The 11,388-nt window shown below is 52.3% G+C and carries 13 protein-coding genes and 1 pseudogene; 3 read left to right on the forward strand and 11 right to left on the reverse strand.

The genetic code is table 11. From position 1 onward, the window contains the following. Positions 1 to 350: 350 nt before the first annotated feature. From menC to murB, 11 genes are all read right to left on the reverse strand, one after another. Positions 351 to 1,478, reverse strand: a complete 1,128-nt coding sequence (gene menC / locus I656_RS10640) for an o-succinylbenzoate synthase (RefSeq protein ID WP_020754480.1) — start codon at positions 1,476 to 1,478, stop codon at positions 351 to 353. Beyond that, a complete protein-coding gene (locus I656_RS10635; RefSeq protein WP_033005148.1) occupies positions 1,475 to 2,314 on the reverse strand; it encodes a GNAT family N-acetyltransferase in 840 nt (279 codons plus the stop codon). The genes menC and I656_RS10635 overlap by 4 nt, the downstream gene beginning before the upstream one ends. Further along, positions 2,289 to 3,458 carry a M20 peptidase aminoacylase family protein gene (locus I656_RS10630; RefSeq protein WP_033005154.1) on the reverse strand — a complete coding sequence of 390 codons (1,170 nt, stop codon included), beginning with the start codon at positions 3,456 to 3,458 and terminating at the stop codon, positions 2,289 to 2,291. Before I656_RS10630 ends, I656_RS10635 begins: the two co-directional genes overlap by 26 nt. A 116-nt stretch (positions 3,459 to 3,574) precedes the next feature. Then, positions 3,575 to 4,000: a threonine/serine exporter family protein gene (locus I656_RS10625; protein ID WP_020754483.1), complete on the reverse strand. Its 426-nt coding sequence runs from the start codon at positions 3,998 to 4,000 to the stop codon at positions 3,575 to 3,577. Positions 4,001 to 4,015: 15 nt separating this feature from the next. Further along, positions 4,016 to 4,759, reverse strand: a complete 744-nt coding sequence (locus I656_RS10620) for a threonine/serine exporter family protein (RefSeq protein WP_033005157.1) — start codon at positions 4,757 to 4,759, stop codon at positions 4,016 to 4,018. An 839-nt stretch (positions 4,760 to 5,598) separates the two neighbouring features. Further along, positions 5,599 to 5,850 (reverse strand): hypothetical protein, encoded by a 252-nt coding sequence (locus I656_RS19045; RefSeq protein ID WP_223810892.1) that lies wholly within the window; start codon positions 5,848 to 5,850, stop codon positions 5,599 to 5,601. Between the two features lie 34 nt (positions 5,851 to 5,884). After that, positions 5,885 to 6,226, reverse strand: a complete 342-nt coding sequence (locus I656_RS19050; RefSeq protein WP_223810891.1) for a VC0807 family protein — start codon at positions 6,224 to 6,226, stop codon at positions 5,885 to 5,887. Positions 6,227 to 6,271: 45 nt separating this feature from the next. Further along, positions 6,272 to 6,553, reverse strand: coding sequence for a hypothetical protein (locus tag I656_RS19705; protein WP_020754489.1), 282 nt, complete (start codon positions 6,551 to 6,553; stop codon positions 6,272 to 6,274). 162 nt (positions 6,554 to 6,715) lie between these two features. Further along, entirely contained in the window at positions 6,716 to 7,888 is a 1,173-nt protein-coding gene (locus I656_RS10615; protein ID WP_020754490.1) for an RNA-guided endonuclease TnpB family protein, read from the reverse strand. Positions 7,889 to 8,043: 155 nt separating this feature from the next. After that, positions 8,044 to 8,817 (reverse strand): diacylglycerol kinase family protein, encoded by a 774-nt coding sequence (locus tag I656_RS10610; RefSeq protein WP_020754491.1) that lies wholly within the window; start codon positions 8,815 to 8,817, stop codon positions 8,044 to 8,046. Positions 8,818 to 8,927: 110 nt separating this feature from the next. After that, entirely contained in the window at positions 8,928 to 9,842 is a 915-nt protein-coding gene (gene murB / locus I656_RS10605; RefSeq protein ID WP_015374224.1) for a UDP-N-acetylmuramate dehydrogenase, read from the reverse strand. A 153-nt stretch (positions 9,843 to 9,995) separates the two neighbouring features. Between murB and I656_RS17775 the strand changes: the two are divergent. From I656_RS17775 to I656_RS10600, 3 genes and pseudogenes are all read left to right on the forward strand, one after another. Beyond that, positions 9,996 to 10,145 (forward strand): annotated as a pseudogene (locus I656_RS17775) (encapsulin); the annotation flags it as partial. 8 nt (positions 10,146 to 10,153) lie between these two features. Then, positions 10,154 to 10,360 carry a 2Fe-2S iron-sulfur cluster-binding protein gene (locus tag I656_RS17510; RefSeq protein WP_020754493.1) on the forward strand — a complete coding sequence of 69 codons (207 nt, stop codon included), beginning with the start codon at positions 10,154 to 10,156 and terminating at the stop codon, positions 10,358 to 10,360. Between the two features lie 129 nt (positions 10,361 to 10,489). Beyond that, the gene (locus tag I656_RS10600; protein ID WP_013146000.1) at positions 10,490 to 11,026 is read left to right on the forward strand and encodes an HD domain-containing protein; all 537 of its coding nucleotides are present in this window, start codon (positions 10,490 to 10,492) and stop codon (positions 11,024 to 11,026) included. The last annotated feature ends 362 nt before the right edge of the window (positions 11,027 to 11,388 follow it).

Below are 11,388 nucleotides of genomic sequence, written 5' to 3' on the forward strand. Positions count from 1 at the left end.
GTTAGGGTGCGAAATGTGAGCTTTAAGCTCGCCAACCCGGGCATCATCTCGATTCCGCTCGGCTTTATCGGTGCGATCGTTGGCACGCTCGTCTCGTCGAAAAAATCGGATGAAAAGAAATATACGGAAATTGTCGTCAAAGCGAACACCGGAATCGGACGGGTATAACGCCACGAACAAAGAGCTGGCCCAAAGCGCCAACGCGTTTTAGGCCAGCTCCAAATTGCTATTATAACAGTTTGTACTAAAACCAGATTCATCAATTTTTTTGTACAACTCCAAGAAATGTTCCGCATCGCGAACTTCAATCGGTCTGATCATCATTTTTTCTTTCTCCCTTTTATCATCCTTTATGCCGTCGCCGTACGATGAAACACCTTCGCAAACTGCGTATACCGCTCCACTTGGCGGCGGTCGACGTCATAGCCGATGCCGGGAGCGTCCGGCACGCGGATCAAGCCGCCTTGCACCTCGACTTCCGGTGTGATAATATCCCGCTCCCAATAATGCGACGACGCGGCGGTGTCGCCGGGAAGCGCGAAGTTTTCCAACGTCGTGATCGCGATGTTGTGGGCGCGCCCGACCCCTGCTTCCAGCATCCCCCCGCACCAGACCGGAACGCCGCGCTCAGCGCAAAGATCGTGGATGCGCTTCGCCTCCCAAAGCCCGCCGACGCGCCCGATTTTGATGTTGATGATGCGGCAGCTGCCAAGGTCAAGCGCCTTGCGCGCATCGTCATAGGAACGAATGCTTTCGTCAAGACAAATCGGAGTATGCAGAAGCGGCTGCAGCCGGGCGTGATCGAGGAGATCGTCAGCGGCGAGCGGCTGCTCGATCATCAGCAGCCCGAATTCATCGAGCGCTTTCAACCGATCTGCATCGGCAAGCGTATACGCTGAATTGGCATCGGCCATAAGCGGCACGTCGGGAAACGCGCGCCGCACGTCGCGAATGACATCAACATCCCATCCCGGTTTGATCTTCACTTTGATCCGCCGGTACCCTTGCGCCACATACCGCTCAATCACCTGGAGCAGATCGGCAACCGTCGGCTGGATGCCGATGCTGACGCCGACTTCAATGTCCTTTTTCGTTCCCCCGAGAGCTTGACAAAGCGGGACGCCGAGCCGCTTGGCGTACAAATCCCATACCGCCCCTTCAATCGCCGCTTTCGCCATGTTGTTTTGGCGGATGGCAGAAAAGCGCTTTGCCAGCTCCTCCGGGTGATGAATCGGCTCAGCCAGCGCAAGCGGCACAAGGAAATCTTCGAGCATATGCCAGTTCGTTTTCACCGTTTCCTCGCTGTACCACGGGGCGGCAAACGCGACCGATTCGCCCCAGCCGGAAACGCCGTCGCGATCCACGACTTCCACTAAAATAAACTCTTTCCTTTGAAACGTCCCAAAGCTCGTCGTAAACGGCGCCTTCAACTTCATTTGCAAATGGCGCAATATGACGTACTCGATGTCGATCGTCATTCTTCTTCCCCTTTCTGCTGCCCTCGTTCACTCCGCCGCTTCCATATGTAATAAAGCACCCCTTCCTCCAGGCGGCGCCAAGCATCGAAGACAATCCATCCTTCCGCAAGCAGCCGCTGAAACAGAGCGCGCGTCGCCAGCCGCCACTCAAGCGCCAGCGCGAAATCCTGCTCTTTCAGCTGCGGAAAGTCAAGCGGGATGGCTGTCAACAGCAACGGCGCCGCTGTTCCATCGATGTCTCTCGGCACCGGCTGCAACAGACCGTCAGCCCTTTGCCCTGCCTCGAGCACCGTCAACCTTCTGGCCTTGAGAAGATCTGCTTCAACCAAATTCCGTTCCCCAGTCACTCGCTCATCAAGCCGCCATTCGACGATGAAGCGGTCAGACGGCAGTTGACCGTTCAACGCGTCACTCATTTCGCCGTAGCAGTTTTCCACATACTCGACGCCAAGGGCCCCAAGCTTCGCCAAGTTCAAATAGCCGTTGCGGCTTTGCAGCGGGTCATACGTCCAGCGGATGACTCGGTAGCCGCGCCGCCGCGCTTCTTCCGCCTGTTTCATTTTCAAGCGATAGCCGAGGCCACGATCACGAAACGATTCAGCAATCCCCATCATATGGGAACAAAGATACACTTCCCCATTTCGAACCCCAGGAAAGCTGTAGACAAAGCCGACAAGCTTCCCGTCCGCATACGCCCCGATGATAATGCCCCCGTTTTTCGCCGCCGTCAGCGTTTGATGGAGCGGAACCGGCGCCGTTTTCCAAATCTCCTCCTCAAGCCTGGCCATCTCTTTCAACTGTTCGATCGTCTCAATGATTTGCAGCGACAGAGGCACGCTCGTTCTCCCCCTGCGGCGCAAACGTCGCAAACGTGTTCATCACAACCCGCGCCAAAATTTCCACGCCGGAAAGCAAATCATCGCGCCGGAACGTCATGTTCGGATGATGGAGCCCTGGACGCAAGTCGCAGCCCAATCCGAGCATCGTTGTTTTCAGCTCCGGTTTTTGAAAGGAATAAAAATGGAAATCCTCTCCTCCCGACGTCACGACCGGCGGAACGCATTTTTCCGTCCCCAAAGTCGTGATAATCGCCTCCTCCATCAGCCGCACCGCATCTGAATCAGGATCAGCGGCGACGATGCGCGTCCGCTCAACAAGCTCAATATCAGCTCCGTAAATCGCAGCGACCCCGTTGATCACATGGCGCAGCCCCTCGACGAGCCGCTCCATCGCCTCGTTCGTTTGCGCCCGCAAATCAAGGGCAAATTCCGCGTAGTCCGGGATCGTGTTCGCATCTTTTTCACCGGCGTGAAACTTCGTCATTTTGATCGACGCCGGCACTTGCGGATCAATATGAATTTTGCCGAGCTCTTGCACAATGGCGCTGCCGACTTCAATGACATTGACGCCTAAATGCGGCCGCGCCGCGTGCGCCGCCACACCGCGGATCCGCCCTTCGATGCATTGCGCCGCCCCATGGATGATCGCCGGCGCCGCATATCCGCCTTTCACTTCTTGAATCGGCCGCAGGTGAACGCCGTATAAAAACGACACGCCGTCGACCGCTCCTTTTTCGATCAGCTTTAACGCCCCTGTTCCTTTCTCCTCAGCCGGCTGGAACAAAAACCGGAGCGTCCCCGGCGGCTCATAGCCGATGCGGCGAAGCAGCTTCGCCACCCCGAGCACGATCGTCATGTGGGCATCATGCCCGCACGCATGGTTCGGCTGCCAAACGCCGTTCACTTCTTGCCAAAGCGCATCCATATCGCTGCGCACCCCAACCGTAAACGGCCCGGCGCCGATTTCCGCCACCACACCCGGGCAATCGGCAAACGTCCGCACCCGATATCCTTCGCGCTCCAACTCTCGGCGGAGAAATTCAGTCGTTTGCCACTCTTCCCAGCTGATTTCTGGATGGCGGTGAAGGTGATCGAAAACCTCCCATAGCTCCGCTTTCATCTGCTCGATAATGTCTTTCATTCCGCTCTCCCCCGCTGTTTCAAAATCGATAGAAAAAACATCGTTATATTCATTATAATATTCAGACAAACAAATACAACGATAGGCAAATGATTGGAAAAAACAGACACGTGCCATTACGGGCGGCGCTTTACCAGCTGGTTGACGACCTCAGAAAAAATGAGCCCCATCGCAATCGCCCCGGAAATCATGAACGCTTTTGCCGCCAACGGAATCGCTGCATTGTAGTCGTTCATGACGACATGACGCATCGCTTCAAATGCCGTCCCACCTGGAACGAGCGGGAGAATGCCAGGAACAATAAAAATGGTTGCCGGCGCCCGATAGCGCCGAGCAAACGCATTGCTTAAAAAGGCGACGAAAAACGCGGCTATAAACGTCGCAATCACACTGTCTACGCTCGAACGTACAGCAAACGTATAGGCCGCCCATCCGCTCATCCCGACAAATCCGCTATGCGGCAACAGCCGCGGCGGAACATTAAAAATCATGCCAAACAACGTTGACGCCACAAAGCTAAGCAGCAACTGCATAACAATCATGACCTGTGCTCCCTATCATCGAATAGATAAAACAAAGGCGATGCCAGTGCCGATCGCAAACGCCGTCAAAAACGCCTCGGCCCCGCGCGACAATCCGGCGATGAGATGGCCGGCCATTAAGTCACGCACCGCGTTCGTAATGGCCAGCCCCGGCACGAGCGGCAACACCGAGCCGATGATCATGTTCCCGACGTCCCCGCCAAATCCGGCCTGCACCATTAACAATACGAGCCCCCCGGCGACAAAAGAAGCAAAAAATTCCGCGAAAAACCGGATTTTCACAAACCGATGCACCATCTCAAAACACCAAAATGCCACCCCTCCGGAAAAAAGCGATGGGAAAAAGTGAACCATCCCTCCAATCAATGACGCAAAACAAGCACTCGCTAACGCTGCGGCGGCGGTTTGCTGCCAAAGAGGGTAACCCATCGGGGCGCGCCCGATATCCTCGAGCTCCTTTCGCGCCTTTTCAAGCGTCAATTCACCGCGGCTGATGCGCCGGGAAATATCGTTCACGACCGCCACTTTCGCTAAATCAGTCGAACGCTCGGAAATGCGGATCAATCTGGTTGAGTCTGTCCCTTCAACAGAAAAAATAATGGCCGTTGGTGTGACATAACCATGGGAGCGCGGCATGCCAAACGAAGCAGCGATGCGCGTCATTGTATCTTCCACCCGATACGTCTCTCCGCCGCTTTCAAGCATCAATTTTCCCGCTAATAAACAAACCTCAACAATATCATCCACCCGCTCCGTCATAACCGGTTTGCTCCTTTCGTTTTCGCTCGGCATGGCATTGGCCATCCCGTTTTCCCCTGCCGGGCGCTCATCGCAAAAACAAACTCCCACCAAACAAATTGGCAGGAGCCGCCTCGGATATCGTCTTTGTCAAACTTGTTTCCATTATAGCAAACAAGCGGTTGACTGCCAAACCGTGAAGGAACTCTCACCGTTTCCCTTTCTTTCCTATTTTTCTGTTTCTTTCGCCTGATTTTTCGCTCCCACAGTCGAAAAATAGCGCACCGGCGGAAGACGAGACAGCGGTTCAACAAAATGAACAAACGAACACCAGCACAAAAATAGAAACGAACTCGTCCCCCACGCAAGCGATCAAGATAGAAACAAAAGGGAATATGTACCATAAAACTGCTGCCAGCGCCAAAGCAAACGGTCAAAAACACCAAGCGGCGGTTGCTGTGAACAAACAAACAGAGTCTCGTGTCTCGGTTTCCCATTCACAACAACTGAAGCAGGCAGCTGCACCGCAAGTGAAAGCCGACCATCCGGCAGGCCAAGGGAAACAGAACAAGCAAGAAAACAATAGAAAATGAGTTCCGAATGACATACTCCCGCCACCTGCGTATTATGAGTTCTTCATTTAAGATGAGAAAGGGGCTGACCCAAAAGGCTGTCTGACTTCAAGATAGACACGAAATATAGTGCGGAAGAAGCGGTCAATGCCGTATATAGAGAGACGAAAGGGGGTGTCCTGATCCTTTTGGGACACCCTCTTGGCGTTTGGCCATGTGCAACGCCGCTCCCTTTTCCCTGTTTCTTCAGTTGCCCGTTTTGCTTTCGACCGCTTCTCTCCTTTACGCTCACGTCGAATGATGGCGGTTCTCCCGCTCCGAGATGATTTTCGAAATACGGACAAACCCCAACATACAGAGAATCGTGATCCCCCAACCAATGCCTTCGCGAATGACAATCGCACGGTCAAACGCTTCGACGTCGTAGCGAACGATCAAGTACGCCTTAATCGCCGCCAACAGCCCGTCGCGCAAAGCAAAACCAACAGTGATCCATTGAAAAAGTGAAAAGACATCACGTTCCAAAAACCGTCTTTTCATGACCGAGCGCGGAGCCCCCTGCATTTCCACAAAATCAAGAGAAAAATAAAGCAACAACGGGCGCTTGACAACGACCGTCACCAAAAAAAAAGACAGACAAAACAATCGAGTACCAGACGTCATTCCATAACATCTGCAACGCAGAGCCAGCGAATATGTTCAACAGCGTACTAACGGCCAGATTAACAATCAAAAACGTGCCGAACCATTGCACTTTGCGAATACGCCAATAGCGATAAACGGTATAAACCGCTCCCGGCACGGTACAAATCAACATCGCCCCGTACTCCCCGACCGGGCTGCGCAATGCATGCCAGAGCATGATCGGAAACACCACATAGAATACGACATCAAACATGACCATCCGCTTCCCCACCACTTGTCTCCTCACTCCCCCTTTCTCTTTTCACATACGCCCTCATCATCCACCGAGTTCCGCGCCAATGACTCGCATCCTTTTAGCCTCAATCCAAGCCGACACCTCTCCCACCCCCGCTTCCTCTCCATCAGCGTGAACGGGGACGGGAGCGGCGGGGCGAATGTGCACGTTCCGCCCGGCAAACACGGAAACTTCTTTCATTCGCACATGCCCGCCCCAAAATACGGATGAACCTCCCCCACTTACGCCTGTAGCGTCGAAGTGGGGGTTTCTTGTCGAAAACCAACCAAGAAGAAGCGAAACAACGTTTCTTGGTGTCCGCAACGCGCAACACCATCTTCTTGATTAGTTTTAGACAGGGAACTCAATCCCTAGTGGTCATAACGGCAGATATCTCCCGACATCTTGCCTCCCACCGTAAGCAACTATGGTGCGAACGGATTTCTCCTCCCATAGGGGCGGTCCGACCCATCTACTACTTCTCACTTACGTGATCCGTAGATACGTTGGCGGTTGAATGGAAATCGGGATCATTTTCCCGTATAAATATTTTGTTAAGATATTGCTTGCGCCGTGAATGTCGCGATGCTGCTCGTAACCGCAAGCACAACGATAATTGCGATTTTTCACTTTGTTTCGTTTTCCACAAACAGGGCATGTTTGTGACGTGTAAGATTCATCCACCTTTTCAATGGTAATGCCTTTGGCTTCTAATTTGTATTTCAAATAGTCATAGAGTTTGCCAAAACTCCAGTTGGACAATTTCTGATTCGTATTTTTATTTCGTTTCTTTTTGGTATTGCGCTGTACTCCTTCGACATCACCAACAACGACATGTTTGATTTGTTGCTCCAAACACCAGTCCACAAATTCTTTCGTCGTTTTATGCAAACAGTCTTTCAGTTGTGCTTCGCTTTTCGATAAAATATATTGCTTCGCACGGTTATATGTTTTCCATTTCCTTGATCCTTTTTTGCAGCGGGACATCAGTTTTTGCAGTTCTGCCAATTTTTTATTTCTCAATCGATGAATGGAACGCATTTTTCTTCCGGTGATGATGATGCTGCTTCCGTTTTCACTGACGGCACTGATGGCGTGAATCTCTCCTTGGTCAACAGCGGCGATGTTGGTTCCAGTAGAAGAAGATGCTTGTTTTCCGTCCTCATAAGACAAACAAAACTTGAGTCCTCGGTCATAGACGAGTTCGACTTCTTTGACTTCCCCTTCCGGAACATGGTGGAGTTTTATTTTTAATTTAGGAAGGCGCTTTCCATCCGGTCCTTTCGTGTTGCCGAGACTTAAGTAAAGGGTGTTTTTTTCTATCGAAAAAGCTTGATCGACCCATTTTGGGTTGAAGGTTTTCTTCATTTTGTAAGGGAAACGGATGTTTTTATCACTTTTTCTTGCTTCTTTGGCAGAATCCCTTGCTTGCAAAAATTTATGAGCGACGGCTTGGATGGTTTGACTGTGAATAGGGTATTTGCCTTTTAGCTCTTTTTGTAATTCGGTTTGGGTGATCCAATGATTCCCTAAACGATAATAATAACGGGCTAATTGCACACAATCATTCCAAATCACCCCACAAATCCGTCGGATGTGGAATAATTTCTCTATAGTTTCTTTGTTCGCAGAAAAGCTTGTTTTTACGGTTCGGTACATATTTTCACCTCCTTACTTACTAATATAAAGTATTTATTTTCGAAAATATATATTCTTTTTCATTGATTTACCCATTTTTTTCTTTTTTTTGATCAAAAGTAAAAAAAAAGAACGCCGTGTATCCCCCACCTACGCTTCGCTTAGAGGTGGGGGACTTACGGCGTATGGGTTGTTAAAAACAGCGCAAGAATTTTCCAACGAGGCATCGGCCCTACGACCGTCACATGAAGCAAGCCGTCATCACCCCGGGCGGACGGGGCGATGCGCATACCTCCGCCGTAGTACGGATGATTGGACACAGTCGCCATCCAAGCTTGCTGAAATGAATAGTTTCGCCCGTCAATGCAAATGTCAAGATCGACGGGTCGATAGCGGAATAGCTCTATCACTAAATAAAGCACGTAAATAAGCGAGCCAAGCCCAAAACGATTGAACCGCCCTTTCCATGCCGAACGGTTGGCCATGCGGGCGATATGGGCGTCAAAACCGCAGCCGACGCTGTTGGCAAACGCGCCGTCGGGCACGGCGCTGCTGGCAAAACGGCCGAGATCGAAAGACAAAACCCTGCCTAGCCGAACGTCACTCAACAGCCGTTGGAGCGCCTGTTTCGATGTTCGGGCAAGCCGGAAGCCGCGGACAAAGTCGTTTCCCGTTCCGGCCGGAATGCAGCCAATCGCAACGTGCGGAAACGAACCCGCTCCGTTCACCACTTCATGCACGGTCCCGTCGCCCCCGACCGCCGCGATCACCGTCGGCTCAGCGCTTTCCTCGCCAATTCGTCGGGCGATTTCCTTTCCTTCCCCCTTTCGGGTCGTCCAATATGCCTGGTAGGCGATTCCTTCCCGATCGAGCAGCGGTTGCAGCTGCTTCCAAATCGACACGGACCGGCCGTTTTTGGCGGCTGGATTGATCATGAAATAAAGGTTCATCCTCTCCCCCCATTCATAATCCCTTTTCTTACCTATTGGCGGTTTGTTTCATTTTTCCTCTCGGCGAAATAAGAAAAATCCGAACCCGCAAACCGGATTCGGATCCTCCGTCATTCCTCGCCAATAATTTTGACTTCTAATTCCAGATCGACCCCGAATTTTTCTTTCACTGTTTTGCGCACCATGTCGATCGTCGCGATGTAATCGGCAGCCGTCGCATTGTTTTTGTTAATAATGAATCCTGCATGCTTCGTCGACACTTCCGCACCGCCGAATCCTTTTCCCTGAAGGCCGCTGTCTTGAATGAGCTTGCCGGCGAAATAGCCCGGCGGCCGCTTAAACACGCTGCCGACCGACGGATACTCAAGCGGCTGTTTCGATTCGCGCTGAAATGTTAAATCATCCATTTTCGCCTTGATTTGTGCATAGTCGCCCGGCTGCAGGGAAAAGACGACTTCAAGCACAATATCATGCGTCCGGCTGATGATGCTTGTTCGATAACCGAGCTCCAGTTCCTCGTTTGTCAATGTTTTCAACTCGCCGGCGAGCGTCGCCACCTTGACATGGTCAAGCACATCTTTCACTTCCCCGCCGTACGCTCCGGCGTTCATCATAATCGCCCCGCCGACCGACCCCGGAATGCCGCAGGCGAACTCCAACCCGGTGAGATGTTGTTCGAGCGCGAACCGCGACACCGCTTTAATATCCGCCCCGCTTTGGGCGATCACGTTGTTTCCTTCACGCCAAATGCGGTTGAGATGCTTCAGCTGCATGACAATGCCGCGCAGCCCGCCGTCGCGGATGATGACGTTCGAACCGTTGCCGAGAAGGGTAAACGGCAGGCCGTACTCCTCTTTCAGCCGCAGCACCTCGATGACTTGCTCGTACGTTTCCGGCCAAACGAGAAAATCAGCCTTGCCGCCGATCCGCACTAATGTATGGTTTTTCATCGGCTCATCGCGCAGGACGTTTCTTTCCCCACAAATCTCTACGAGTCTTTGATAAATATGTTCCGCACGTTTCATCGTTCTGTCTCACCTTCTTCGCTCATTCCATGCCGCTTGGCGGCATTCATTCCACATCGTTTCCATTATCGCCGGAATCGCGCCGCATATCAAGTGGGCAATGTTCCTTATTCTGTTTTATTCCGGACCAGGAGAAAAGGTGACATTCGAAGTGACATTGAACAGGCGAAACAGCTCGGCAGCCCGATCGACTTTTCCGCCGCCGCCAACGCCGCCCAGCAGTGCACGCTGCTCGAGGACGATTTGATTTTCAATGGTTCAACTGAATTTGGTTTGTCATTCAAATCGAACAAAAAGGGAAAACGTTCACCGTGCAGCCAGCCCCCGGCGTTTCGCTTCTTGACGCCGCCCTAGGACAAGGTGTTCTGCTCGATCACAAATGCAAAAAAGGAACGTGTGGCCGTTGCATGGTCACCGTTCTGGCCGGCGCTCACCTTCTCGCTCCGAAAACGCGGCGCGAGCGCGAAAAAACGGATCAACCAGCCAAACGGCTTGCCTGCCAAGCACAAATCCAATAAGCCGAGCGCTATTTTAGCACGATCGGCTTATTTTTTCCCATGCAACCGCTCCCACCTACTTTCTCTCATTGCCTGACTCTTTACGCCATGGTATGATGGTGAGAAATACAAAAAACGGAGGGGATGCCTATGAGAACGGTCACCTTAACCGACGTCTTTGCCCATCCGATTGCGCAAAAATATTTAAAACGATCCGGCCTCGCCCACGCCATCACCGCGGCGTACCATGCCTACCACCTTGCCCTCCGCCACGGAGTGAACGTCGACTTGGCGACAAAAGCGGCACTGCTTCATGATATCGGCCATTACACATGGTACAAAAACGGCCGTTGGGACTACGAACAATACCGGCAAAACGACATCCATGCCATCAAAGGGGCCGAGCGCGCCCATAAGCTGCTGATCCGCCTTGGCGAACATCCGCAAAACGCTAAGGAAATTGCCCTGGCGATTTTGCTTCATACCGATTCCTACCTTCCAGAAGGAGAATGGAAACGAACGCCGCTTCAAGCCATCGTCAAATGGGCCGACGAAGCCGACGAGGAGCCCGGCGGCCGCCACCATTATCGAACGATCAGCGACGACTTAGCGTGGAAAAAAATCCGCCAGCTCGACGAACTCGTCAGCCGTCAGCACGGAAAAGAGCGGCTCGGGGATATTGTTTGACCGCTTGCCTTGATGTCGCCATTCCCCTTGAACAGACGCGAAACATCGCCACGAACAATGTATGCTCTGAACGGAAACAGCTCACCCTTTCATCAGGTGGGCTGCTCGCGCGCCAGCGACACAGAACGATACACACCATCGAATGCCCTCTTATATCCTCATCGTCCACTCACGCTTTAAGACTGCTTGGCACCATCTGTCCCGCCAAAACGCCCGCTGCCGTTCTTCCTAAAAAACGGAAAGCCTTGGAGCACCGTCGCAACGCACCGTTTTCCTGCACTTACCGCTCTCTTCTTCGTAAATGTTCAATTTAACATCTTTCCGAAAGAAGTCTCCCACTTCGAAGCGAAGTGAAAGTGGGA

The sequence above is a fragment of the Geobacillus sp. WSUCF1 genome (assembly GCF_000422025.1).
Taxonomy (GTDB): domain Bacteria; phylum Bacillota; class Bacilli; order Bacillales; family Anoxybacillaceae; genus Geobacillus; species Geobacillus zalihae.

What these genes read in the sequence shown, in the direction of transcription:
- menC (WP_020754480.1), bottom strand. Translation starts at nt 1,478, where the DNA reads ATGACGATCGACATCGAGTACGTCATATTGCGCCATTTGCAAATGAAG.
- I656_RS10630 (WP_033005154.1), bottom strand. Translation starts at nt 3,458, where the DNA reads ATGAAAGACATTATCGAGCAGATGAAAGCGGAGCTATGGGAGGTTTTC.
- I656_RS10625 (WP_020754483.1), bottom strand. Translation starts at nt 4,000, where the DNA reads ATGATTGTTATGCAGTTGCTGCTTAGCTTTGTGGCGTCAACGTTGTTT.
- I656_RS10620 (WP_033005157.1), bottom strand. Translation starts at nt 4,759, where the DNA reads ATGACGGAGCGGGTGGATGATATTGTTGAGGTTTGTTTATTAGCGGGA.
- I656_RS19045 (WP_223810892.1), bottom strand. Translation starts at nt 5,850, where the DNA reads ATGAAAAGACGGTTTTTGGAACGTGATGTCTTTTCACTTTTTCAATGG.
- I656_RS10615 (WP_020754490.1), bottom strand. Translation starts at nt 7,888, where the DNA reads ATGTACCGAACCGTAAAAACAAGCTTTTCTGCGAACAAAGAAACTATA.
- I656_RS10610 (WP_020754491.1), bottom strand. Translation starts at nt 8,817, where the DNA reads ATGAACCTTTATTTCATGATCAATCCAGCCGCCAAAAACGGCCGGTCC.
- murB (WP_015374224.1), bottom strand. Translation starts at nt 9,842, where the DNA reads ATGAAACGTGCGGAACATATTTATCAAAGACTCGTAGAGATTTGTGGG.
- I656_RS10600 (WP_013146000.1), top strand. Translation starts at nt 10,490, where the DNA reads ATGAGAACGGTCACCTTAACCGACGTCTTTGCCCATCCGATTGCGCAA.